Annotated in this window: 23 protein-coding genes; 20 read left to right on the plus strand and 3 right to left on the minus strand. The window is 52.7% G+C overall.

Annotated features, from left to right (window positions below; translation table 11 throughout):
• The first annotated feature begins 6 nt into the window (after nucleotides 1-6).
• Nucleotides 7-1,911 (plus strand): HD domain-containing phosphohydrolase, encoded by a 1,905-nt coding sequence (locus tag JYB85_RS05580; protein WP_207381405.1) that lies wholly within the window; start codon nucleotides 7-9, stop codon nucleotides 1,909-1,911.
• A gap of 53 nt (nucleotides 1,912-1,964) precedes the next feature.
• Here JYB85_RS05580 and dapD read toward each other — a convergent pair whose 3' ends face one another.
• Genes dapD through map form a run of 3 tightly spaced genes read right to left on the minus strand, consistent with a single transcriptional unit; the run spans nucleotide 1,965 to nucleotide 6,183 of the window.
• Nucleotides 1,965-2,789: a 2,3,4,5-tetrahydropyridine-2,6-dicarboxylate N-succinyltransferase gene (gene dapD, locus JYB85_RS05585; RefSeq protein WP_207381406.1), complete on the minus strand. Its 825-nt coding sequence runs from the start codon at nucleotides 2,787-2,789 to the stop codon at nucleotides 1,965-1,967.
• A gap of 18 nt (nucleotides 2,790-2,807) precedes the next feature.
• The gene (gene glnD / locus JYB85_RS05590; RefSeq protein WP_207381407.1) at nucleotides 2,808-5,375 is read right to left on the minus strand and encodes a bifunctional uridylyltransferase/uridylyl-removing protein GlnD; all 2,568 of its coding nucleotides are present in this window, start codon (nucleotides 5,373-5,375) and stop codon (nucleotides 2,808-2,810) included.
• Nucleotides 5,376-5,385: 10 nt separating this feature from the next.
• Nucleotides 5,386-6,183 (minus strand): type I methionyl aminopeptidase, encoded by a 798-nt coding sequence (gene map / locus JYB85_RS05595; RefSeq protein ID WP_207325741.1) that lies wholly within the window; start codon nucleotides 6,181-6,183, stop codon nucleotides 5,386-5,388.
• 310 nt (nucleotides 6,184-6,493) lie between these two features.
• Here map and rpsB point away from each other — a divergent pair, with 310 nt between their 5' ends.
• The 19 genes from rpsB to JYB85_RS05690 all read left to right on the plus strand — a co-directional run bounded on the left by rpsB (nucleotide 6,494) and on the right by JYB85_RS05690 (nucleotide 24,911).
• Nucleotides 6,494-7,222, plus strand: coding sequence for a 30S ribosomal protein S2 (gene rpsB / locus JYB85_RS05600; protein WP_207322408.1), 729 nt, complete (start codon nucleotides 6,494-6,496; stop codon nucleotides 7,220-7,222).
• Between the two features lie 129 nt (nucleotides 7,223-7,351).
• Entirely contained in the window at nucleotides 7,352-8,203 is an 852-nt protein-coding gene (tsf, locus tag JYB85_RS05605; RefSeq protein WP_207322409.1) for a translation elongation factor Ts, read from the plus strand.
• 69 nt (nucleotides 8,204-8,272) lie between these two features.
• Entirely contained in the window at nucleotides 8,273-8,998 is a 726-nt protein-coding gene (gene pyrH, locus JYB85_RS05610) for a UMP kinase (RefSeq protein WP_207322410.1), read from the plus strand.
• 44 nt (nucleotides 8,999-9,042) lie between these two features.
• Entirely contained in the window at nucleotides 9,043-9,600 is a 558-nt protein-coding gene (frr, locus tag JYB85_RS05615; protein WP_207322411.1) for a ribosome recycling factor, read from the plus strand.
• Nucleotides 9,601-9,682: 82 nt separating this feature from the next.
• On the plus strand, nucleotides 9,683-10,492 hold the full coding sequence (gene uppS, locus JYB85_RS05620) for a polyprenyl diphosphate synthase (RefSeq protein WP_207381408.1): 810 nt from the start codon (nucleotides 9,683-9,685) through the stop codon (nucleotides 10,490-10,492).
• Between the two features lie 25 nt (nucleotides 10,493-10,517).
• Complete coding sequence (locus tag JYB85_RS05625) at nucleotides 10,518-11,375, plus strand: phosphatidate cytidylyltransferase (protein ID WP_207381409.1); 858 nt, start codon at nucleotides 10,518-10,520, stop codon at nucleotides 11,373-11,375.
• Nucleotides 11,376-11,379: 4 nt separating this feature from the next.
• Nucleotides 11,380-12,576 (plus strand): 1-deoxy-D-xylulose-5-phosphate reductoisomerase, encoded by a 1,197-nt coding sequence (gene ispC, locus JYB85_RS05630; protein WP_207381410.1) that lies wholly within the window; start codon nucleotides 11,380-11,382, stop codon nucleotides 12,574-12,576.
• Nucleotides 12,577-12,596: 20 nt separating this feature from the next.
• Complete coding sequence (gene rseP, locus JYB85_RS05635; RefSeq protein WP_207381411.1) at nucleotides 12,597-13,967, plus strand: sigma E protease regulator RseP; 1,371 nt, start codon at nucleotides 12,597-12,599, stop codon at nucleotides 13,965-13,967.
• A 32-nt stretch (nucleotides 13,968-13,999) separates the two neighbouring features.
• Nucleotides 14,000-16,477, plus strand: a complete 2,478-nt coding sequence (gene bamA / locus JYB85_RS05640) for an outer membrane protein assembly factor BamA (RefSeq protein ID WP_207381412.1) — start codon at nucleotides 14,000-14,002, stop codon at nucleotides 16,475-16,477.
• A 59-nt stretch (nucleotides 16,478-16,536) separates the two neighbouring features.
• Nucleotides 16,537-17,034: an OmpH family outer membrane protein gene (locus tag JYB85_RS05645; protein ID WP_207381978.1), complete on the plus strand. Its 498-nt coding sequence runs from the start codon at nucleotides 16,537-16,539 to the stop codon at nucleotides 17,032-17,034.
• Nucleotides 17,035-17,037: 3 nt separating this feature from the next.
• On the plus strand, nucleotides 17,038-18,063 hold the full coding sequence (gene lpxD / locus JYB85_RS05650; RefSeq protein WP_207381413.1) for a UDP-3-O-(3-hydroxymyristoyl)glucosamine N-acyltransferase: 1,026 nt from the start codon (nucleotides 17,038-17,040) through the stop codon (nucleotides 18,061-18,063).
• 27 nt (nucleotides 18,064-18,090) lie between these two features.
• Nucleotides 18,091-18,552 (plus strand): 3-hydroxyacyl-ACP dehydratase FabZ, encoded by a 462-nt coding sequence (gene fabZ / locus JYB85_RS05655; protein ID WP_207322418.1) that lies wholly within the window; start codon nucleotides 18,091-18,093, stop codon nucleotides 18,550-18,552.
• Entirely contained in the window at nucleotides 18,549-19,319 is a 771-nt protein-coding gene (lpxA, locus tag JYB85_RS05660; RefSeq protein ID WP_207381414.1) for an acyl-ACP--UDP-N-acetylglucosamine O-acyltransferase, read from the plus strand. Before fabZ ends, lpxA begins: the two co-directional genes overlap by 4 nt.
• Nucleotides 19,320-19,355: 36 nt before the next feature.
• The gene (lpxB, locus tag JYB85_RS05665) at nucleotides 19,356-20,513 is read left to right on the plus strand and encodes a lipid-A-disaccharide synthase (protein ID WP_207381415.1); all 1,158 of its coding nucleotides are present in this window, start codon (nucleotides 19,356-19,358) and stop codon (nucleotides 20,511-20,513) included.
• On the plus strand, nucleotides 20,513-21,133 hold the full coding sequence (gene rnhB, locus JYB85_RS05670; RefSeq protein WP_207381416.1) for a ribonuclease HII: 621 nt from the start codon (nucleotides 20,513-20,515) through the stop codon (nucleotides 21,131-21,133). The genes lpxB and rnhB overlap by 1 nt, the downstream gene beginning before the upstream one ends.
• Before the next feature lie 1,316 nt (nucleotides 21,134-22,449).
• Nucleotides 22,450-22,746: a hypothetical protein gene (locus JYB85_RS05675; RefSeq protein WP_207381417.1), complete on the plus strand. Its 297-nt coding sequence runs from the start codon at nucleotides 22,450-22,452 to the stop codon at nucleotides 22,744-22,746.
• Between the two features lie 95 nt (nucleotides 22,747-22,841).
• The gene (locus tag JYB85_RS05680; protein ID WP_207381418.1) at nucleotides 22,842-23,138 is read left to right on the plus strand and encodes a hypothetical protein; all 297 of its coding nucleotides are present in this window, start codon (nucleotides 22,842-22,844) and stop codon (nucleotides 23,136-23,138) included.
• Between the two features lie 601 nt (nucleotides 23,139-23,739).
• On the plus strand, nucleotides 23,740-24,078 hold the full coding sequence (locus JYB85_RS05685; RefSeq protein WP_207381419.1) for a DUF6547 family protein: 339 nt from the start codon (nucleotides 23,740-23,742) through the stop codon (nucleotides 24,076-24,078).
• A 119-nt stretch (nucleotides 24,079-24,197) separates the two neighbouring features.
• Entirely contained in the window at nucleotides 24,198-24,911 is a 714-nt protein-coding gene (locus tag JYB85_RS05690; RefSeq protein WP_207381420.1) for a hypothetical protein, read from the plus strand.
• Nucleotides 24,912-25,123 lie beyond the last annotated feature (212 nt).

The raw sequence follows: 25,123 nt of genomic DNA on the forward strand, positions 1-25,123 counted from the left end.
GTTGTTATGTTAAGAGAACGATTTCAGCAATTCCTTAAACCTTCAGAATTGCCTAAAACCATGGACTTGGCGTGGGCCATCCTCGATGAAAGCCTCAATATCCTCTCTATCAGCGAGGCGTTCTATCGCCTGACGGCAAAACCTATTTCGGCCTTATTGAGACAGTCAATTGAACTGGTCTATCCAGGATTCAGTGCACAACTTCGTCAGTATCTCGAAACCTGTGACGCCCATGTGCGTTTTATGTTCGTTGATGCCAACGGGCATCCCTGGCAGTTTGATCTGTATCCCTTGACCGAGCATCTAGGACACTGGGCCTTGTATCAAACCGATATCCAGGCCTCGTTGGATAACCTGAAACATTGGCACCCCGACTATCAAGGCGCACTTTATGCAAGTGATGATTGGCTCAATCACATTGAAGCTGTCATGAGTTCTGCACCCGAGATAGTGCTGCGGACCGCGATAGAGCAGGCGGTGGAACTGACGGAAAGCCAGCTTGGCTATTTACACCTTGTTGATGACAGACGGCATGAATTTCAGTTAAGTCAGTGGTCGCGGGGGCTGGGGGGGGAGTGCGTGCATTATCAAGGCAATGCACCCGTCAGCCAATTGTGGCAGGACTGCATCGAGCATGGCAAGGTCGCCATAGACAACCATTTGGGCCCCTTGAGTTATACCGCACTGCCACTGCCAGGGGAGCCTCAGCTCAATAATCATATGTGTGTGCCAATACGTTATCGTGGTCGGACCGTGGGATTGGTCGGTGTTGGCAACCGGCAAAAGGCTTATACGGACAACGATGCTCGCAGCCTGCAGATATTTGCCACTATTTTGTGGCACGCCATCGAATTGCCAAGAACCATGAAGGCGCTGTTCAAGCAGTCGAAGATAATTAAAAAGCAACAATTGCAGTTGAATCAGTCATTGGTGCAATTGGTTGGGGCTATCTCAGATGCCGTGGAACTCAAGGATGCCTATACAGCAGGCCATCAGAAGTCCGTGGCCAAACTGTGCTCACTCATAGGAGAGCGACTCGGTTTGTCAACCCATAGGCTGGAAGGGTTGAGATTGGGGGCCATGATCCACGATATAGGCAAGTTGGCAGTGCCTTCGCAGATCCTGAATAAACCTTCACGCCTGTCCAACGAAGAGTATTCATTGGTAAAAATGCACCCGGCACAAGGCGCTGAGATCATTGAAGATGTCGATTTCCCCTGGCCGCTGAAACAAATGATATTGCAGCACCATGAACGACTCGACGGCAGTGGCTATCCCTTTGGCCTCAAGGGGGAGCAAATTATTTATGAGGCACAGATCATTGCCGTGGCGGATGTCGCTGACTCCATGCTGTCCCACAGACCCTATCGGCCATCCAGGGGAATGGCACAACTGTCAAAGGTGCTGCTTGAGGGGCGCGGTATCCTGTTTGCTGCCGAGGTGGTGGATGCCTGCCTGGCGATTCTGGATACCGAACCTTTGAATAACGTCCACTATCTGGGCAATCTGCCATTGGCACCTTTGGTGTGTTTAAGTCAGGATCAAAGTCTTGAGGAGGCCATTAACCTGTTTGGCCGAGACAAGGTCTCGGTTGGTGTGGTGCTCAATGATGAGCGTTGTGCCATGGTGGGCAAGGTTGATCAAAGCATCTTGACCTATTGGCGCAGTCCCTTTTTGAATACCGCCGCAGAGCGCGGCGCCGACAGGCACATACTCAATAAAAGGGTGCACCAGGTGATGAGCCATAAAATTCCACACATTGCCCGCTCCAGCACCATAGAAGATGCCAAACATTTGTTGGCGGCCTGCGAGGAGGATTATCTTATTGTGACCTCTGAAGATGGTCTGCCCTTGGGGGTACTGAACTGGAAAATTTTGGCTCAGGCCTTTGATGCTGCCAGGGAACTGTAGTCCATTAAAACCAAAGGGGCCCAAGGGCCCCTTTAATATCAAATACTTGTCGGTTAATCAACCAGACGCAGCAGTTCGTTGATCCCCACCTTGCCGCGGGTCTTCTCATCAACTTTTTTCACTATGATGGCGGCGTACAGGTTGTACTTGCCACAGGCGGAGGGCAGGGTGCCGGACACGACCACGGAGCCGGCTGGTACTCGGCCATAATGAATTTCACCGGTTTCGCGGTCATAAATACGGGTACTTTGGCCTATATAAACGCCCATGGAAATTACCGAGCCTTCTTCCACCACGACGCCTTCAACGATTTCAGAGCGGGCCCCGATAAAGCAGTTGTCTTCGATGATGGTTGGACCGGCTTGCAGTGGCTCCAACACACCACCTATGCCCACACCGCCGGACAGGTGTACGTTCTTGCCGATTTGGGCACAGGAGCCAACCGTGGCCCAGGTGTCCACCATGGTACCTTCATCAACATAGGCACCCAGGTTGACATAGGAGGGCATGAGCACGGTGTTTTTGCCGATAAAAGAGCCCTTGCGCACGGCTGCTGGCGGCACAACCCGTACGGCTTCGGCACGGAATCTCGCCTCATCGTAATCGGCAAACTTCATTGGCACCTTGTCGAAATAGCGGGTTTCGGCCCCCTCGATGACGCCGTTGTCAAAGATCCGGAACGACAACAACACGGCCTTTTTCAGCCACTGGTGCACATGCCACTGGCCATCAATTTTCTCGGCCACCCGGGCTTCGCCACGATCCAGCATATTGATGACGGTTTCCACGTCTGCGCGGATGGCAGGATCGACGCTGGCGGGGGTGATGTTTGCGCGTGCCTCAAAAGCCGCTTCGATTCGTTGGCGTAATGCCTCCATGTGAGTCTCCCGAAAAAGTTAATTCAGTGGTGGTTGCGACAGCGCCTGAGTCAGGGCTTCGGCCAACCTTTGTTGTTGCTCTGCATTCAACGCCAGACCATCGTCTGTCTGCAGTATAAAGAAGTCTTCCGCTCGCTCACCGATAGTGGTGATCTTGGCACCCAAGAGTGTGGTGTTGCAGCGGTGAAAAGTATCACCGACCCTGGCCAGCAGTCCCGGCATGTCCAGCGCGATAAGTTCCATCATACTTGTACCATGACGACTGCTGGGCAGAAAACTGACCTGTGTCGGCACATTAAAAGGTTTCATCTTGCGTGACAGTTTTCGGAACCTGGGGGGCTTGGGGTTGTCGCTGGACAGCGCCTTTTCCAGACCTTTGCGTATGCTCTGGATCCGCGACAGCTGGGTCAGCGGCTCGCCATCCTGCTCCAGGATGACAAAGGTGTCAAGGGCATAGTTGTCCTTGGAGGTCATGATATTGGCATCGTGGACGTTGATGTTCTTGTTGTCCAGTACCGCCATGACGGTGGCAAATAATTTGGGTCTGTCCTGACAATAAACAAAGAGTTCGGTGCCGCCCCGGGTGGTGTGCTTGGAAATCAACACCAGCGGCTCGTCCTGCCTGTGTTTGAGTATCGCCTCGGCGTGCCAGGCTATCTGATTGGGCTGATGGCGCAGGAAATAATCCGCCTTGAAGCGGGTCCACAGGGTATCGAGTTCTTTCTCCTTTATACCCCGACGCAGCAACTCCTTTTTCGCCTTGGCCTGGTGTTCACGCACCCGGGCGCGAATATCCACCGGTTTTTCTTTACCCCGGGCCAGTACCCTTTGGGTGGAAAAATACAGATCCCTGAGCAGCGATCCCTTCCAGTTATTCCAGGTCTTCTCATTGGTGGCGCAGATGTCCGCCACCGTCAGGCAATAGAGGTAACTCAGGTGCACGGCATCCCGCACCTTGGAGGCGAAATCGGCCACGACCTCAGGATCGGAAATGTCCCTTCGCTGGGCGGTGACCGACATCACCAGGTGATTCTCCACCAACCAACTGACCAGGCGGCCGTCATGATCATTGAGGCCGTGTAATTTACAGAAGGCCAGTGCATCGACGGCTCCCAGCTTGCTGTGATCGCCACCGCGGCCCTTTCCTATATCGTGGAATATCGCGGCCAGTACCAGCAGGCCTTTTTTGGGTAATTGGTTTATCAGTATGGAGCCTAAGGGGAACTCGTCTTTCTGCTCCGGCTGGGAAAAGCGCTCGATATTGAGCAGCAGTCTGTGGGTATGCTCATCCACGGTATAAGCATGGAAGAGATCAAACTGCATCTGGCCTTCGATAAGGCTCCAGGCAGGCAAGTATGCCGACAGTATGCTGTGCTTATGCATCAGCGAAAGGGCGGCTATGCCACGGGGATGGCGCAGAATTTCCATGAACACCTGGCGGCATTCGGGCACGTCCATCAGAGGCGCCTGCAAATGTTGGCGGGCCTGGCGCAGGGATCTTAAGGTGGGCGCGTAAATGGCCTTGATGTTGGAATTGCGCGCCACCAGTAAGAACAACCGCATAATATCATCGGGGCGGGCGAAGGGCTCGGGGCGCAAGGCTTCGACAAAGGCTGAACGGCGCTGGAAGTCTTCGTTGATGGGGACAATTTCCAGGGCATGGCCCAGGGTGGCACGTTTGAACAACTGCAACAGCATCTCGTTCAGCTCCATCACCCGCCGTACGGTGCGGTAATAGTGCTTCATCAGTTGCTCTACCGCCAACTGGGTCGCGTCCTCATAGCCCATCAGTTGGGCTACCTGACGCTGCAAATCAAACAGCAGCCGATTTTCATCCCTGCCCGAGGCCATATGCAGGGCAAAGCGGATTTCCCACAGGAAGTGCTGACATTCGAGCAATTCTTCGAGCTCGTAGGGCTCGAGGAAGTCATATTGCACCAATTCCTCAAGCCTTGAGGCGTTGAAATGGCGTATCGCCACCCAGGCTATGGTCTGGATGTCGCGCAAGCCGCCGGGGCAGCTTTTGACATTGGGCTCAAGATCGAAGGCGCTGGCCTTGGCATGGCGGCTGTGTTGCTCGTCGCGTTTGGCGAGGAAAAATTCGCTTGAGGGCCAGAATTCATTGCTGCGAATGGCGTCGTAGAGTTCATCAAACAGCAATTCGGGGCCGGCCAGCAACCGGGCTTCCAGCAGGTTGGTCGCTATGGTGATGTCGGCCTTGCCCTGCTTGAGGGTTTCAGCAACCGTGCGTACGCTGTGACCCACTTCCAATCCGGCATCCCAGAGGAAGGCAATAAATTCACTTAAGGCTTTTTCGGCCTCGCAGCCCAGGCCTTCATCCAGCAAAAACAGCAGGTCGACGTCAGAGTGGGGATGCAGCTCCCCTCGGCCGTAACCGCCAACTGCCACCAGAGATATGGCAAATTGCGCCAGTCCCTGCTGCTGCCAAGCGGAGCGTAGCAGGTTATCGACAAAATCGCAGCGCCGCTGCACCAATTCGGCAATGGGCAAACGGTCGTGAAAGGCCGCCGCCAGTTGCAGGTTTTGTTCAAGCAGCGCCGCTTTGGCCGATTGTGCTGGAGTCATAGGCCTGCCATCAGTGAGAGATGATACGCGGGAAATCTTCTTCGCTGCGCAGGGTCAGGACTTCAACCCCGTTTTCTGTCACCAACAGGGTGTGCTCCCACTGGGCCGAGTTTTTGCCATCGACCGTAGTGACGGTCCAGTTGTCTTCGCGGTCCAGCACAGTGCCGTGTCGACCGGCATTGATCATCGGCTCTATGGTGAAGCACATGCCGGGGCGCAGTACGGTATTGTCATTGTTCTTGTAATGCACCACCTGGGGTTCTTCATGGAAGGTGGCGCCTATGCCATGTCCACAGTAGTCCTGCACTATGCTGTACTTTTCAAGGCCGGTTTTGGCGCCCTTGATGACTTTTTCTATGGTGGTGCCGATTTCACCGAGCTTTAAGCCCGGGCGTACCTTGCGGATGGCGGCGTACAGGCTGTCCTGGGCTACCCGGCACAAACGTTTGTCCTTGGGAGAGACGTCACCAATGAGGAACATCTTTGAGGTATCGCCATGGTAGCCGTCTTTGATGACTGTGATGTCTATATTGATGATATCGCCATCCTTAAGCACATAGGCCGAAGGAATGCCGTGGCAGATAACCTCATTCACCGAAGTGCAGATGGATTTGGGAAAGCCGTGGTAATTGAGCGGTGCGGAAATCGCGCCTTGCTTTGCGGTGTACTCGGCACAAATGCGGTCCAATTCTTCGGTGGTGACGCCGGCCTTGACAAAGGGGGCAATCATTTCCAGTACCTCGGCGGCCAATTTGCCGGCGGCACGCATTTTTTCGATTTCAGCAGCTGTCTTGATGACTATACTCATGCAGTTGTCTCTTCACCTGTCATTGGGTTGGCGGGCACGCGAAGCGGCGCAAAAATTTGTGCTTGGGCCGGTTTTATGGTATAAAGCGCGCCGTTATGTTTGACTCTGAACCTGATTTTTCCCCGGGAAGAATTGAGTCCGAGTGAAATATGGCGGCCATTATACATGGCTATCATCCAAATACTAAATCACACACGTATCGGCACATTCTTCGGGGTGCTTTTGTCCACAAGCTTCAGGGTTTGAGGTGCAGGGGTCGAAGACATGGGATGCGTGGAGGTCTAACCCCTTTTTATTTAAGGTAAAAGAAATGACTACAGTTTCAATGCGCGACATGCTCCAGGCCGGTGTACACTTCGGTCACCAAACCCGTTACTGGAACCCCAAGATGAAGCCTTTCATCTTCGGCGCCCGCAACGGTGTACACATCATCAACCTGGAACACACAGTGCCAATGTTCAACGAAGCACTGGCGTTCATCAGCAACGTTGCTTCCAAGAAAGGTAAAGTTCTGTTCGTAGGTACCAAGCGCGCTGCCAGCGAAGCTATCAAAGAAGCTGCTATCTCTTGCGACCAGTACTATGTTGATCACCGCTGGCTCGGCGGTATGCTGACCAACTGGAAAACCGTTCGTCAGTCTATCAAGCGTCTGAAAGAGCTGGAAACCCAGTCTGTTGACGGTACTTTCGACAAGCTGACCAAGAAAGAAGCTCTGATGCGTACTCGTGAGCTGGAAAAGCTCGAGAAGTCTCTGGGCGGTATCAAGAACATGGGCGGTCTGCCTGATGCTCTGTTCGTAATCGGTGCTGACCACGAGCATATCGCTATCAAAGAAGCCAACAACCTGGGTATCCCAGTTGTGGCCGTTGTTGATACCAACTCTGCTCCAGACGGTGTGAACTACATCGTGCCAGGTAACGACGACGCTATGCGTGCTATCCGCCTGTACACCGAAGCCGTTGCTGCTGCTGCCAAGTCTGGCCGCGCTCAAGATCTGGCTGTACAAGCTGAGCAAGACGGTTTCGTTGAAGCCGAATAATAAGGTGTGATGAGTTTCATCTCCCTTATTAACCAAGATATCTGATTGGTTAACAGGGGCCCGTGGGCCCCTGTTTTATACCTGTTGACTCGGCAAGTGATTGCCGACTATCTATAGAGGAATTTAACAATGGCAATTTCTGCTGCCCTGGTTAAAGAACTGCGTGAGCGCACTGGCGCCGGCATGATGGATTGTAAAAAGGCTCTGGAAGAGACCAACGGTGATATCGAACTGGCGATCGATAACATGCGTAAGTCCGGTGCTGCCAAAGCGGCCAAAAAAGCCGGTAACATTGCTGCTGAAGGTACCATCCTGATCAAGGAAGGCGCTGGTTATGCAACTCTGCTGGAAGTTAACTGCCAGACCGACTTCGTGGCCAAAGATTCCAACTTCCTGGCTTTCGCCAACGAAGTTCTGAATGTTGCTGCCGCTGCCAAAACGACCATCGACGATCTGAAAGCTCAGTTCGAAGAGGCCCGTGTTGCTCTGGTTGCCAAGATCGGTGAAAACATCAACGTTCGTCGCGTTGAGTACATCGACGGTGCCAAACTGGCCTCTTACCGTCACGGCGACCGTATCGGTGTTGTGGTAACCGGTGATGCTGATGAAGAGACTCTGAAGCATCTGGCCATGCACGTTGCTGCTTCCAAGCCTGAGTACGTAAACCCTTCAGACGTTCCTGCCGAAGTGGTTGCCAAAGAGCGTGAAGTTCAGGTGGAAATCGCCATGAACGAAGGCAAGCCAAAAGAAATCGCCGAGAAGATGGTTGAAGGCCGTATGAAGAAGTTCACCGGTGAAGTATCTCTGACCGGTCAGCCTTACATCATGGAGCCAAAGAAGACTGTTGGCGAATTCCTGAAAGAGAAAGGCGCTTCTGTTGCCAACTTCATCCGTTTGGAAGTGGGTGAAGGTATCGAGAAGAAAGAAGAAGACTTCGCCGCTGAAGTGGCCAAGCAAATCGCTGCTTCTCAAAAGGCTTAATCGCCACTAGGTAAAGTACCCCAAGACCGCAGCAGCCGCTGCGGTCTTGTTATAACCAGGAAAAAGATCATGAGTACCAATCCAAAACCTGCATTTCGACGCATTCTTCTCAAGTTAAGTGGTGAGGCCCTGATGGGTGATGAGGGCTTCGGTATCGACCCCAGCGTGCTGGATCGTATGGCCCAGGAAATCAAGGAACTGGTGGAATTGGGGCTCCAGGTTGGTGTTGTGATTGGTGGTGGTAACCTGTTCCGTGGTGAAGGCCTGGCCAAGGCCGGCATGAACCGCGTGGTGGGCGATCACATGGGTATGCTGGCGACCGTGATGAACGGCCTGGCGATGCGCGATGCCTTGCACCGTGCCTATGTGAATGCCCGTCTGATGTCGGCCATCCCGCTCAATGGTGTGTGTGACCGTTATAACTGGGCCGAAGCTATCAGCTTGCTCAAATCCGGCCGGGTGGTGATTTTTGCTGCCGGTACCGGTAATCCTTTCTGCACCACCGACTCGGCTGCCTGTCTGCGAGGCATTGAAATTGAAGCCGAAGTCGTGCTAAAAGGCACCAAGGTTGACGGCGTGTATTCCGATGATCCAATGAAAAACGCCGATGCCGTCAAGTATGACGAGCTGACCTACAATGAAGTATTGGAAAAAGAATTGAAGGTGATGGACCTGGCCGCATTTACGCTGGCCCGGGATCATGACATGCCAATCCTGGTCTTCAACATGAATAAGCCGGGTGCACTGCGCCGCGTAATCATGGGTGAAGAAGAAGGCACGCTTATTAAAAAATAAGCCACGAATTTATCGATTATTAATGACCGAAAAGGACATTTAACGTGATTGAAGATATCAAAAAAGACGCTCAAGAGCGCATGGGCAAGTGTGTAGATGCCACCAAGGCACAGATGGCCAAGGTACGTACCGGTCGTGCCCATCCAAGCCTGCTTGACACTATTCAGGTGAATTACTACGGCACCATGACGCCACTCAAGCAAGTGGGTAACGTGACCGTTGAAGATTCCCGTACCCTGGCGGTAAGCGTGTTCGACCGCAGCGCTATCCAGGCCGTAGAGAAAGCTATCATGAGTTCAGACCTGGGTCTGAACCCCATGTCAGCCGGTGCTACCATACGTATTCCGCTGCCAGCGCTGACCGAAGAGCGTCGTCGTGATCTGGTGAAAGTGGTGCGTGCGGAAGCCGAGCAGGGCCGTGTTGCCATCCGTAACGTGCGCCGCGATGCCAACTCCAGCTTCAAAGCCCTCGAAAAAGATAAAGAGTGTACCGAGGACGATGTACGTCGCGCCGAAGAAGAGATGCAGAAAATCACCGATGCCCATGTGAAGAAAGTCGATGAGCTGCTGACCGCCAAAGAAGCTGAATTGATGGAAGTTTAATCCACTTCCCATCAAGCTAGAGTTGCGACGCCGTGTAGGGGTATACTACACGGCGTTTGTTTATTTATTAGGGCTGTATTGAATGTCTTCTACCGGGAACCTCACTTCCCCAGAGTCCGGGATGGACGGCACAGCATCCGCATCCGGGCTGGCGTCCTTGGTCAACCAGAGCTTGCCGCGCCATGTGGCCATCATTATGGATGGCAACGGTCGTTGGGCGCAGGCACAGGGAAAACCCAGGGTAATGGGGCACAAGGCCGGCGTTAAGGCCGTGCGACGTGCAGTCAGCACCGCCCGGGCCCTTGGGATCAAGTCGCTGACCTTGTTTGCTTTTTCCAGTGAAAATTGGCGCAGGCCAGATAAAGAGGTCAGTTTGCTGATGGAACTCTTTATGACGGTACTTAAGCGCGAGCTTAAGTTGCTCGACCAAAATGGCGTCAGGCTTAATATCATTGGCGACATCAGCCGTTTTTCGCCCAGATTACAAAAGCAAATCGCCGAGGCCGAGGCCAGAACGGCCGGAAATGAGGACTTGATCCTCAATGTGGCCGCCAATTACGGCGGGCGCTGGGATATAGTGCAGGCGGCGCAAACCTTGGCACAAAAGATTGAAACTGGTGAAATCACCAGCAATCAGATAACAGAAGAGTCACTAAGTCAGCATTTGTGCATGCAAAATCAAGGCGAAGTTGATTTAATGATCCGTACTGGCGGTGATTTCCGCATCAGTAATTTTGTGCTTTGGCAGGCCGCCTATGCAGAGTTGGTGTTTACTGACACCCTGTGGCCTGATTTTGATGAACAGGCATTCCATGAGGCCATCGCGATTTTTGCCGGCCGGCAGCGCCGTTTCGGATTGACCGGAAGTCAAATCGAAGATTTGCGTGCCTGACAGTCTTTTTGACGAGGGATTTTTTTTGCTAAAACAACGAATAATAACAGCAATTTGGTTAATACCCCTGGTGCTCGGTGGCATATTTTATGTGCCGTCTGACGTATTTTCCTGGGCCTTGTTGGCGGTCTTTTTAATTGCCGCCAAGGAGTGGGGGGGAATTATCGACAGCCGTTGCCAGGTGACGCAATGGAGCTTTACCCTCACCATGGGCGTTTTGCTGTTGGCCCTGAACCTCTTTGTACCCATAGAATCGGTGTGGATGGGGACGCGTTTGCACCCCGTGTTCCTGGCCATCACTTATATTGGTATTCTGTGGTGGGTAGTTTCCCTGATGTTGGTGGTTTCTTACCCTAAAAGCGGAAAGTTGTGGCACAAAAGCCCCATGCTGAAATCCATGTTTGGCCAGTTGACCCTGGTGCCTTGCTTTACCGCGCTGCTGGCCCTGAAAGCGCTCAGCTCCCCCAATCAACCTCTGTTTGGTGGTACCTTGGTATTCCTGGTCATGTTGGTGGTCTGGGCCACGGATTCCGGCGCCTACTTTGCCGGTAAAGCCTTTGGCCGTATCAAGATGATGCCCAATGTCAGTCCGGCAAAGACACTGGAAGGATTGGTGGGTGGGTTGCTGACCAGTATGCTGGTGGTGGCTGGCGTCATGTATCTCTCCCCCGAGCAGGAGCCTGGTCTTCTGGTGGCGGTGGCGCTGATCACCGCACTGGCGTCGGCCCTTGGCGACCTGTCTGAAAGCATGTTTAAACGGGCGGCCAACATCAAGGATTCTGGCACCCTGTTGCCCGGGCACGGTGGTGTACTGGATCGCATCGACAGCCTCACGGCAGCCCTGCCGGTTTTCCTGTTACTCTACTTAGCATTTTGGATGTAACCCAATGCAAAATATGGTGATCCTCGGTGCCACAGGTTCCATTGGCCGCAGTACCCTGAGTGTAATAGCCCAGAATCCTGATGCCTATCGTGCCTGGGCCCTGGTGGCCCATGCCAGCGTGGATAAAATGCTGGAGTTGTGCCTGCAATTCAGACCCAGATTTGCCCACATGGTCGACAGTGTAGCCGCCATGGAACTGCAGCAGAAGTTATCCCCTGAGCTTGGAGTGGAAGTGACCACAGGGGAGCAAGCCCTGTGTGAACTGGTATCTGCCTCTGAAGTGGATACAGTGATGGCTGCCATAGTGGGCGCCGCAGGTCTGGTGCCGACACTGGCCGCCGTCAAGGCCGGTAAACGCGTGCTGCTCGCCAACAAGGAAGCCCTGGTGATGTCGGGCGAGCTGTTCATCAATGAAATGCAACGAAGCGGTGCCACCTTGTTGCCGGTGGACAGCGAGCACAATGCCATATTTCAATGTTTGCCGCTGAGCGTGCAGCAGTCCATTGGTCGCTGTGATCTGGACGCTGCAGGTATTTCCCATATTTTGCTGACGGGCTCAGGTGGTCCCTTTCTGACGTCGCCCCTTGAGAGCCTGCAGCACATGACGCCAGCCCAGGCCTGTAAGCATCCAAATTGGTCAATGGGGCCAAAGATTTCGGTAGACTCTGCCACCATGATGAACAAGGGGCTGGAGTTTATTGAAGCCCGCTGGTTGTTCAATACCGGACTGGATGAGCTCAAGGTGGTGATTCATCCCCAGAGTGTCATTCATTCCATGGTGCAATACCGGGACGGCTCAGTGCTGGCGCAGATGGGCAACCCCGATATGCGTACGCCCATCGCCCATTGCATGGCTTATCCCGAGCGAATTGCCGCAGGTGTGGAACCGCTGGACTTTTTCAAGGTCGGACAATTGAGTTTCTTTGAACCGGACTTCAGGCGTTTTCCTTGTCTGGCCCTGGCCATGGAGGCCTGTCGTTTGGGGCAAGAGGCCACGACCGTGCTCAATGCCGCCAATGAGATCGCGGTGGCGGCCTTTCTGCAGGGCAGAATTGGTTTCAGTCGCATCGCGGCAATTAACGAAGCTTGTCTGGGGCAATTGTCGTTACAACGCCAGGACTCTTTGGAAGCGATTCTGGCGCTGGATGCGAGTGCGCGCCGCATGGCCGAAAGTGAGATTGACCGCCAGGCGCAGGCCTGATCACAGCACAGGAGACAGACATGTACGATTTTTTATGGAATCTTGCCTCCTTCGTGGTGGCCCTTGGGGTGCTGATAACGGCCCATGAGTATGGCCATTTCTACGTGGCCAGGCGCTGCGGTGTAAAAGTAGAACGTTTTTCAATTGGTTTTGGCCCTGCCATGTGGCGGCGCATGGGGAAAGACGGTACCGAGTATGTATTGGCTGCGGTGCCTTTGGGCGGTTACGTCAAGATGCTCGATGAGCGGGTGGATGAGGTGCCGGCTTCCCAGCGTCATCTGGCATTCAATCAAAAAAGCGTGTGGGCGCGTATTGCCATAGTGGCCGCAGGCCCGGTCGCCAATTTTCTGTTTGCCATTGTCGCGCTGTATTTTATGTTCCTTATCGGTGTACCGTCGGTACGCCCCGTAATTGACAGCACCATTGCTGGAAAAGCAGCCGAAAGCATCAAGATACGGGAACCCATGGAAATAATCGCTGTCTCAGGTCAGACGGTGCGCAATTGGGAAGAGGTTAATCTTGCCCTGGTCAGCCATATAGGTGATGACAATTTGCAATTGACCCTGGCTCCACTGGCCCGGCTTGAGGGAGATGAGACAGGTCACAGGGATTACCATCTCGATACCCGAACCTGGAAGTTTGACCCCGATAAGGAGTCACCGGTTACGGCGTTGGGACTGGGGGTGATGCGACCCGGGATACTGCCCATTGTGGCCCAGGTCGGCAAGGACAGTGCCGCCGAGGCCGCCGGTTTAAGGGCAGGGGATGAGCTGATTGCCATTAACGGTGAGAGCTACACCAGCTGGCAGGATTTTGTCCTGCAGGTTCAATCATCACCGGGAAAGACGGTCGAGCTGATAGTAAAACGTCAGGGCGAGCAAAAAAGGCTCATGGTGACGCCCCGGGCTGAAAAAGATGCCGACGGCAAAACCATAGGCCTGATTGGGGTAATCCCTGAAAGTGCCCCTTGGCCAGAGACGATGCGAATTCAGCTTGAATATGGCATAGTGGACGCCCTTGGCGCAGCGGTGGATAAAACCTGGCAGCTGATCGTGGTCAGCTTCAAGATGGTGGGAAAGTTATTTTCCGGCGATGTGTCGGTTAAGAACCTCAGTGGTCCCATCTCCATCGCGCAGGGAGCCGGTAGCAGTGCCACCTATGGATTGGTGTATTTTTTGGGATTTCTCGCGTTAATCAGCGTCAACCTGGGCATCATTAATTTGCTGCCTTTGCCGGTGCTTGACGGGGGACATTTGCTGTATTTTCTGGTGGAAGTGTTCACCAGAAAACCCGTACCTGAAAGGGTACAGGAAATAGGATTCAGATTTGGGGCAGCGTTGCTGCTAATGTTGATGAGCATCGCCCTTTTCAATGATTTTGCCCGACTCTGAGCAAGGACATACTAAATAATCAGAAGTGCTCTATGAGATTGAATAAACTTTTTGCCTCCATGTTAATGCTTGGGGCGTCGTTTTCAGGGACGAGTTGGGCGGATAGCTTTCAGCCGTTTGAAGTGACCGACATTCAAGTCGAAGGTTTGCAGCGTGTAGCACTGGGTGCGGCCTTGCTGAGTTTGCCGATCAAGGTCGGTGACACTGTGGATCAATTGAAATTGCAGCAGGCGATTAAAAGCCTGTATGCCTCTACCAACTTTGAGTCGGTGTCCGTCAGCCGCGAAGACGGCATATTGATAGTCAAGGTCAAGGAAAGGCCCACCATCAGTGCCATCAGCTTTGAAGGCAACAAGGACATCAAGGACGAACAGCTTAAAGAAAGCCTGGATGGCAGTGGTGTCAAGGAAGGCGAAGCCCTCGATCGCACCATGCTGTCCGGTATCGAAAAAGGTCTGCAGGACTTTTACTATGGCGTTGGTAAGTATGGCGCCAAGGTAGAAGCTGAGATAATCAACTTGCCCCGTAACCGGGTCGAATTGAATTTCAAGTTCACCGAAGGTCTGGCGGCGGAAATTCGTCAGATCAACATAGTGGGTAACGAGAAGTACAGCGATGCCGATTTGATAGGCATGCTGGAGCTTAAAGATTACGTTGCCTGGTGGGATCTCTTTGGTGAGCGCCGTTACCAGAAGCAGAAACTGCAGGCCGATCTTGAAACCATCAAGACCCATTATCACAACAATGGTTATATCCGTTTCGAGGTTACCTCCACCCAGGTTGCCATGACCCCAGACCGCAAGGGCCTGTATATCACCATCAACGTTGATGAGGGTGAACAGTACAAGGTTAAGGAAGTGAATCTGACCGGCGACCTGATGGGCCGTGAAGAGTTAATGCGATCCATTCTGCCAATCAAGGCGGGCGAGCAGTACAACGGCGCCGATGTGACCTTTGCCGAGGAGATGTACAGCAAGTATCTGGGGCGTTTTGGCTATGCCTATCCCGAGGTTAAGACCTTCCCGGAAATCGACGATGAAACCAAGGAAGTGACCCTTAACGTCAATATCAAGCCAGGCAAACGGGTTTATGTCCGTTCCATCAACTTCAGTGGTAATGAAGTGACCAAGGATGAAGTGCTGCGCCGGGAATTGCGCCAGATGGAAGGCGCCTGGCTCAATTCGGCCAACGTTGAGCAATCCAAAACCCGCCTTAACCGTCTGGGCTTTTTCGAAACCGTGGATACAGAGACCATCCAGGTTCCTGGCACAGACGATTTGGTGGATGTGGCCTTCAAGGTGAAAGAACAACCCTCGGGTTCATTCAACGCCGGTGTGGGTTATGGCACCGAGTCCGGTCTCAGTTTGCAGCTTGGCGTGCAGCAGAGCAACTTCCTCGGCACCGGTAATCAGGCGGGTATTAACCTCAATACCACCAAATACTCCAAAAACGTGAATCTGTCCTATACCGATCCCTATTTCACCAAGGACGGGATTAGCCTGGGGGGCAGCGTGTATTGGAGTGAATTTGACGCCAACAGGGCCAACCTGGAGCGTTATAAAAACGACTCCTATGGGGTGGCAGTCAGCAGTGGTTTCCCCATCAATGAGTATAACCGTATAAATGGCGGTGTCGGCTTCCGTCACAACAGCATTTCCGATGTGTCAGGTTACGAGCAGGCGCTGCGCTTTTACAATATCTACCGCGATGGTGAAGACAGTGAGTTAAGCTTTAACAACTTCGATCTCAGTCTGGGCTGGTATCGCAGTACACTTAACCGTGGTACTTTCCCAACGGATGGCTCTTCCCAGCGTCTGAATGGCAAGATCACTACCCCGGGTTCTGATCTTCAATATTTCAAGACCGACTTTGAAACCAATTTCTATTTCCCTATGACCCGCAGTCACAACTTCGTGCTTTTGACTCGGGCCAAGCTGGGCTATGGCAATGGTTATGGTCAATACAATGACAACGACCAGATACTGCCCTTCTGGGAAAACTATTACTCAGGTGGCACCAGTTCGCTCAGGGGCTTTAAGTCCAACTCTGTAGGACCAAGGTCTTTCTACCTGTTCCGGGGCAGTGAGCCCTGCGCTCCGGATGCTTCCGGAGATGGCTGCAGCTTGCCTGGAGATCCCAATTCCATTTTGGTCAACAAGGGACGTTCCATCGGTGGTAACGCCACGGCGACCGCCAGCATGGAGCTGATAGTGCCGACGCCATTCCTGGATGAAGCCTATACAAACTCGCTGCGTACCAGCTTCTTTGTGGATGCTGGTAACGTCTGGGATACCGAGTTTGACCTGGAAAGCTACAGCACCTTGCCGGCAGAGGAATTTGCCAAGCTGCAGGACTACAGCGATCCAAGCCGTATTCGCGCATCCTGGGGTATGAGCGTGCAATGGCTTTCACCCATGGGTCCCATGGTGTTCAGCCTGGCGTGGCCAATCAAAGAATATGAAGACGATGAGACTGAGATCTTCTCCTTCAATATTGGCAAAACATTCTAAAACACATAAACTCGGCAAGCTTTGCTTGAGACAATAATAAGGAGTTCATTTTGAATAAGATGGTTAATCGTGCGCTGATGGCCCTGATGTTGGTGGGAGCGCCGCTGGCAGCTCAGGCAGAGAAGATTGCCGTGGTAGACATGGGCTCTATTTTTGAGCAACTGCCACAGCGTGAGCAGATCTCTCAAAGCTTGAAAACCGAATTCGGCGATCGTATGGCCGAAGCCCAAAAGCTGCAGGACGAGCTGCGTGGTCTGCTGGAAAAACAGCAACGTGATGCTGCCTTGATGAACGATACCCAGAAAACCGAACTGGTTCGCAAGATGGAATCACTGAAGGCCGATCTGCAACTCAAGGGTAAGGCGCTGGATGAAGATCTGCGTCGTCGCCAGGGCGAAGAACAGAACAAGCTGCTGGTGAAGGTACAAAAGGCCATCAATACCATAGCCGAAGCGGAAAAGTACGATCTGGTACTGCAGCGCGGCGCCGTAGTATTTGTGAAGCCCGATGCCGATATCAGCGGTAAAGTGGTTGAAGCCTTGAGCAAAGGCAAATAATCGATGGCGAGTGTGACCCTGGGTGAACTAGCCACCCTGCTCAATGCCGAGCTGCGTGGCGATGCTGACATCGCCATCAACTCGGTCGCCACACTGGAGTCTGCCCAATCGGGGCAGATTTCCTTTTTGGCGAACAGCAAATATCGCTCTCAATTGGACAGCACCCGCGCCAGCGCCGTGCTTTTGACCGCAGCCGATGCCGAGCAATACCAAGGTATGGCACTGGTGCTGCGTGACCCTTACGTGGGCTTTGCCCGTGTTGCCCAATTGCTGGATACCACCCCAAAGGCCGCAGAAGGGATACATCCCTCAGCCCATATAGACCCTTCAGCCATACTGGGCGAAGGCGTCGCTATCGGTGCCAATGCGGTGATTGGTCCCAGGGTTATTCTGGGGGAAAAGGTGCAGATAGGACCCGGTTGTGTCATAGGTCAGGATTGTATCCTTGGCAGTGGCACCAAGCTGTGGGCCAATGTCACCCTGTACCATGACGTGCATTTAGGCACGGATTGCCTGATCCATTCGGGCGCAGTACTGGGTTCCGACGGCTTCGGCTACGCCAATGAACGCGGCCACTGGGTTAAGATCCCCCAGACCGGCGGCGTGCGCATCGGCAACAAGGTCGAAATCGGTGCCGGCACCACGGTTGACAGAGGCGCTTTGGCACACACAGAAATTCACGATGGCGTTATCCTGGACAACCAGGTACAGATTGCCCATAACGACATCATAGGTGCCCATTCCGCCATCGCCGGTTGTACCGTCATCGCCGGCAGCGTGAATCTGGGCAAGCATTGTATCGTCGGTGGCAACAGCGCCATCGCCGGCCACCTGACCATAGCCGAAGGCACCATGATCAGCGGTGGCACCAATGTCACCAGCGCCATCACCAAGCCCGGAGTTTACTCCTCGGCCACAGTGGCGATGGAAAACAAGGTCTGGCGTCGCAATACCGTGCGCTTCAGGCAACTGGACGAGTTGTTCCAGAGGGTGAAGGCCCTCGAAAGTACAAAGAAAACAGAAGATTGATTTAGCTTAACCCTGAGGAAGCTTTACGTGTCTAATCAAATGAACACTATGGATATCAAGGAAATTCTCAAGTATCTGCCCCACAGATATCCATTTTTGTTGATCGACCGGGTGCTGGACTACACTCCAGGTGAGTCGCTGCATGCCATTAAGAACGTGACCATTAACGAGCCTTTCTTCGTCGGTCACTTTCCGGTCGCCCCTGTGATGCCCGGCGTGCTGATCCTGGAAGCCATGGCCCAGGCCACGGGTCTGCTGGCGTTCAAAACCATGAGCAGCGAGCCATCACCGGACGTGCTGTATTATTTTGCCGGCATAGACAACGCGCGCTTCAAGCGGGTGGTTGAGCCGGGCGATCAAATCCACTTCGAAGTGAAAATGATCAAGGAGCGCCGCGGAATAGGCGTCTTCATCGGTGAGGCCAAGGTGGACGGCGAGCTGGTATGTTCGGCAGAAATCATGTGTGCCCGCAGAGAGATTGAGAAGTGATAGATAATTTAGCCTTTGTTCACCCCGAAGCCAAAATCGGGAATAACGTCAGCATTGGCCCCTGGAGCTACATAGGCCCCGGGGTCGAAATCGGTGATGACTGCATCATTCACTCTCACGTGGTGATCAAGGGACCGACAGTCATAGGTAAGGGCAACCGCATATTCCAGTTTGCGTCCGTGGGCGAAGATTGTCAGGACAAGAAGTATGCCGGTGAGCCGACCCGCCTCATCATAGGTGACAACAACGTTATCCGTGAAAACGTCACCATTCACAGGGGCACGATTCAGGACAACAGTGAGACCCGCATCGGCTCCAATAACCTGTTTATGGCCTATGTCCACATAGCCCACGACTGCGTGGTCGGCAATAACGTCATCATGGCCAACAACGCCTCCATCGCCGGTCATGTGCATGTGGGTGACTGGGTTATCCTGGGTGGCATGACTGGGGTGCATCAGTTTGTGCATATCGGAGCCCATGCCTTCACGGCCGGCGCGTCTTTGATATTGCAGGATGTGCCGCCCTTTGTGATGGCGTCCGGTCAGCCCGCTATTCCCCGCGGCCTCAACAGCGAAGGCATGAAACGTCGTGGCTTCTCCAAGGAAGCCCAGCTGGCGGTGCGCCGTGCCTACAAGACCCTGTACCGCAGCAACCTGACGGTAGAAGAGGCCACCGCCGCCCTCGCCGAAGAGATTGCCACCGTACCCGAGGTCAAACTGCTGATGGACTTCGTCAACGCTTCCGCCAGGGGCATTATTCGCTAACAGCATGGGTCAATAATCGCATGGGGCTGTAATCGCATGGGTCAATCCAAGCCATTCGTGTTTGCCATGGTCGCCGGAGAAATCTCCGGCGATATTTTAGGTGCAGGTCTGATGCGCGCCCTCAAGGCCCGCTATCCCGATGCCCGCTTTGTCGGTATCGGTGGTCCGCGCATGGAGGCTCTTGGCTTCCAATCCCTGTTTGCCATGGAAGAGCTGGCCGTTATGGGCCTGGTGGAAGTGCTGTCGCGCCTGCCAAGGCTGTTGCAGGTACGCTCCTCTCTGGTCAAGCAACTGACTGAACTCCAACCGGACTGCTTTATCGGTATCGACGCGCCGGATTTCAATATCGGCGTTGAGCTTAAGCTCAAGGCCCGCGGGATAAAAACCGTGCACTACGTCAGCCCGTCGGTCTGGGCCTGGCGCCCCAAACGCATTTTCAAGATTGCCAGGGCGACCAACATGGTGTTGTCGCTGCTGCCGTTCGAAAAGGCCTTTTACGATAAGCATCAGGTGCCATGCACCTTCGTCGGTCACACCCTGGCCGATGAGATCCCCATGGTGCTGGACAAGGCCGAGGCCCGACAAACCCTGGGATTGGATGCCGATGCCGAATACCTGGCGATTTTGCCGGGATCCCGTGGCGGCGAGCTGAAAATGCTGTCGGAGCCCTTTATCAAGGCCGCCGTGTTAATCAAACAGGCGCTGCCGGATATACGTTTTGTCACCCCTCTGGTGAATGACAAGCGCAAGGCGCAGTTTATCGAGGCGCTCAAGCAACATGCCCCGGATCTGGAAATCACCCTGGTGGATGGTCACTCCCGCGAGGTGATGGCCGCCAGTGACGCCATACTGCTGGCGTCCGGCACCGCCACCCTGGAGGCCATGTTGGTCAAGCGGCCCATGGTGGTAGCTTACAGAGTGGCTTCGCTGACCTACAGCATAGCCCGCCGCATGATGCAGATTTCCCGCTACTCACTGCCGAACCTGCTGTCCGGTGAGGATCTGGTGCCGGAACTTATCCAGGCCGATTGCACCCCTGACAAGATAGCGACAGAAGTGCTCGCCATGCTGGGGCGTGATAACAGGCCCTTGCTGGCCAGATTCAGCGCCATGCATGAAAACCTTAAGTGCAACGCCAGCGAGCGCGCCGCCGATGCCGTGGTGGCCTTGTTGGATATGGGAGCAAAGCACTGATGGCCATCTATAAACAGTTGACCAAAGAACAGGCCGCAGAATTGTTCCAGGGCCGCATCGCCGGTGTTGACGAGGTGGGCCGCGGCCCACTTGTGGGCGATGTGGTGACGGCGGCGGTTATTCTCGACCCGGCCCGGCCCATAGTCGGCCTCAATGATTCCAAAAAGCTGTCCGAGAAAAAGCGCGAGGCCCTGTACCAGGAAATCCTCGACAAGGCACTGGCGGTATCCGTCGGTCGTGCCAGCCCGGCGGAAATCGATGAACTCAACATACTGCACGCCACCATGCTTGCCATGCAGCGCGCGGTCGCTGGCCTGCACATTCCGCCTGAGCAGGTGGTGGTGGACGGCAACCGCACCCCGGACTTTGGCCTGCCGGCACACGCCGTGGTTAAGGGCGACGGCCTGGTGGCCGCCATTAGCGCCGCATCGGTGATCGCCAAGGTCACCCGCGACCGCGAAATGGCCGAGCTTCACGCTCGCCATCCCCAATACGGCTTTGCCGCCCACAAGGGTTATCCCACCGCTGCCCACTTTGAGGCGCTTAACCTCCACGGCGTGCTGCCAGAGCACAGGCGTAGTTTTCGACCCGTTAGGGAGTGGCTGGAAGCCAACAGCTAACCATTGGCTTCAAAACCCCAAGGGCAGCATAGAGCTGCCCTTGGGGTTTCTATCTCCGCAGCACGCTCTAATTACATTTGATCACCCATAATGTTGTGCTACTTGAAAAGCAGCTTCTTTTGAGGAAATCAGGTGCTTCAACCTTGGGGAGCACTAAATCACCTGCGGTGCGCTTTCGCACTGCCACACCCGTGACACGGCGTGAATATGTCCCTATAGCCTCCCCTCGCCATCCATGGCTCGGACGGTCAATGGTGCGGCAGTGCTTGTTCAAAGGTGTTCCTTTCCGGCATCTGGTGTTTGTATTGAAGTTCAGAATTAGAAGCCAAAGCGTGACTGTTGCACCGTTTCCCCCTTCGGAGCCGCCGAGGACGTTGCTGAAAATGGCGTGGCGAGGCATGGCCGTTCACGGACGTCCAGCCCTTCACGGCATTGGGACTCCTGTCCGGCAGATACCGAAGCAGCGTCAGTCGAATCATGGATGAGCGTCTGACGCGTTAGCCAATTTTCAGCATAAGGCCGAGGGGCTGTCGGCTCCGGTCGGGGGCATCCTTTGGGTTGCAAGGGGCTTTGGATGAGCAAAGCCCCTTGCCCGGGTGTGGGTTGGAGACCCACGACTTTGTGCCGCTGGCACAGCGGCTATCTTGTACTTTTGCACAACTTCCAGCATAGGATGTGCTTAATCACCTGCGGTGCGCTTTCGCACTGCCACACCCGTGACACGGCGTGAATATGTCCCTATAGCCTCCCCTCGCCATCCATGGCTCGGACGGTCACTGGTGCGGCAGTGCTTGTTCAAAGGTGTTCCACTCAAACAAAGGTGCTATCTCAGACTAAAGACCAGGAAGCACTTCAAATTTTCGCTTGCCGAATGGCAACGACCTCTGCCAAGATTCTGATTCAAGGAGATAAAACAATGTTCAGGGATGCAGCACACCACTTTAGCCCGTGCGGTAGCCATGCCGCTTTCCGACTCCTTTGATGTCTGAGTGCCAACCGGTTTTCCACTGTTCAGGAAAGATTCACAGTATTATTGCCAATGGTAATAGCGCAAGCACGGTTTTCTGCATTTCATGGCACGGTTTCATAGGGTTAATCAGGCTATTATTGAAAGAAATCAAAGTCTTCAATGAACATCAAATTCAGATAACAGGCGGTTAAAAAGTGCAAAGCGTGCCAGCACGCTTTGCTTGTAAATTGATGTGGACAGAATCGGCTAACCTGAGGAATAATCGATGAATTCTCCGGCACGTTTTTCACTGGTCTGAGGTGGTAAATGAGCCGGCACACTATACAAATGTTAAATGTACCCAGGCATGAAGATCGCAGATATAAAACCCGCAGCAATAATGATATCGGTATGCGCACTGATCGGAGTGGCTATAGACTATTTCGCCGGGTTTTATTGGTTAACTGCAATGCTTATCGCAATGATTGCCGTCTTGATCAATGGCTTGGTTATATTCAACGAAGATTTAGAGCCGGATGGTTTTGATTATGAGGCTGGGGTTACCGACACTAAGCAAGCAAAAGCGGAGCAGCGTAAGGCAAACCTGATTCAGGTATCCATAATAATCGCTTTAGTAATAGGTGCTATATGGTCCCACATTTAACAAGCGCATGTTGTTCGCCCCTGCGGGGCTGGGACCTTCGTTCCGCTGCGCTTCACTACGGCCCCAAATGCGGGCGTTATAGCTCATGAGGGTATATGGATAACTCCGAAAAAGTTGACTGTTGTAAGCATGGATTGATGGATTATGCGCTTGTATGCCAACATCTCGTGAACCAATCTACAGACCATCATCCCATAGAGTATTTTGATGCAGATGATGAGAATGAACCTGGTCGTTCTGAAGTTGGAAATGTTTGGTGTAAATCCTGTGATGATATGCTCTTGAGTCAAGGTGACTGGAATGAAGTCGCTGCGGCCTTCGCAGCACCTAAAATTGTGTGCGTAGCCTGTCTTAAAGAAATAAAGGCTCGCAATATAAATGGCAAGCTATAACCAAGCCAGCCAGCACCGCTCCCTGCGGTCGCTGGACCTCGTTTCACTCGGCCGCTGCTTGCGGCGTTATAGCGCCAAGTAAGTATATGCATATCGTCTTGTTATTTTTCATGTTGCTAAGTTTTGATTCATCAGCAACCAGTATTAAGGCCAAACAGTTGGTTTTGACCCATAGGAATGCCCAAAAGTTTGGCCTTTCCGTAAGACATGAACATAAAAATCCATCCACGATATGCACTACGCTAACAATAAATAAGAGTTTCGAACAAGCGAAGCAGATTGGCTTATTTCTAGAGATAAAAAACAAGCAGCATCAGGTAACTTTTTCCGGATTACTCGCAGGCCAACCAAATAAAAACAGTAACCTGGTAAATTACAATTTTTGCTACCGGAAAGATGATATTGTAAGCAACAGCGTTGTAGCGTACGGATACCGTGCTACGGGGCTTATTACCGTGTATTTAGAGATAAGTAATACGTTAATCGCGCTATAACAAACAGTTTAAAGCGGACAAAATTCAGTTGGCTGATTTCGCTCCGCTCAAGATTATAGCCAACTAAATTTTGCCCATTAACAAGGGCGTTATGGCCACTATGAGTCATGAATAAAAAATTAGAAAAATACAAAGAATTCATTGACGAAGTGGTATCTCTCAAAGGAGCAGCTACTTCGAAATGGGTAGCACGAGGTTTGTACCCAGAGACTAAAGAAAACGAGTATCGGAATGAGGTTTTGTCTTCTTTGTCTGCGGCTCAACGAGAAGAGATTGCCAAAATAGTACAAGAAGCCAAAGAGTCCGGTATGCATGACCTTTTGGCATTTTTAAACCAAGAGTGTTCAGTTACCTATCAAGGTACGGAATTGCCATACGAGCCCTTTGGTACTGAGTTAAATTACGATTTTGTTGCCCGTTCAGAGGGTGATAAATGGCCGCAGTGAATCAAGCCATAACAAACAAAGGCAGCGGACCTCAAAACCGCCGCTTCGCTCTGGTTTTGGTCCGCTGCTTTGGGCGTTAGGCTACTTGTGAAGTTTATAGCAAAATAAGGATAGTTTTAGTGACAAAGCGACAGAGCGAAGACGTTAACAATGTAATGAGTGAGTTCGTAAATACATTCGATGAATTTGTTGCTTGTATGCATTTTGCGACCAAAGGTATTGAGGTGGCAGGTTTAGAGCTAGCAAAGCAGAGTCTCACGGAAGGGCATCAAACTTGGATTGCTTCTGATTGCGAAGATAATCCAAAGATGCACGCTAGGGTAAACACAAAAGAGTTTATTACGAAAAGTGGGAAAAATAGCCACTTTTCCAATGAAATTAGAAAGTCATTGTTATGCACAATGTATTCATTATGGGACGAGGTATATCGCCACCGTGTAGCCAAAGTTACGGGGTATGAAGCAAGGTATATCGAATGTCCATTAATGGGAGACCTTAGAAAAATAAGGCATTGTATATTGCACCATAAATCAATTGTTCCAGATAATGGGATTGCTTTTGAGGTACTTGAGTGGGATTTGCTACCAGGCAAGTTAGAAGTTACGTATGAACTATTTTTGGATTTCAATGATGCTGTCAGAGGGAAAGGATTGAATATAAGTGGATTTTCACTTCCACCTAAATTAGCTGAACTTACTCCCGAAATGACCAATAAAGAACGAAAAAGTTTTGACGAATTCTTTAAGAACAGAGAAAACCGAATCAATAGTGTGGAATGGCCGGGACTAGCCAAATTTTTAGATAGAATTGGTCAATTACCAGAACAAAAGTGACTTTCCCAACTGGTAGCCTAACAAGTGACTGTGGCATTCCGTCAATATCGCCGGTGCTGGTGATATGCACCAGCCAGGTAAACGGTTCAAACTCGACCGGCACCCTCAAGGCCACTTTGCCCTCGGCAAGTGACCTTATTTATACCCCGTTGGCGATTCCGCCAACATAATCCCCGGACTGGTGGACAAAGCGGCAGTTAAGCCTTTTGTTG

It is taken from the genome of Shewanella sedimentimangrovi (assembly GCF_017354965.1).
Taxonomy (GTDB): Bacteria; Pseudomonadota; Gammaproteobacteria; order Enterobacterales; family Shewanellaceae; genus Shewanella; species Shewanella cyperi.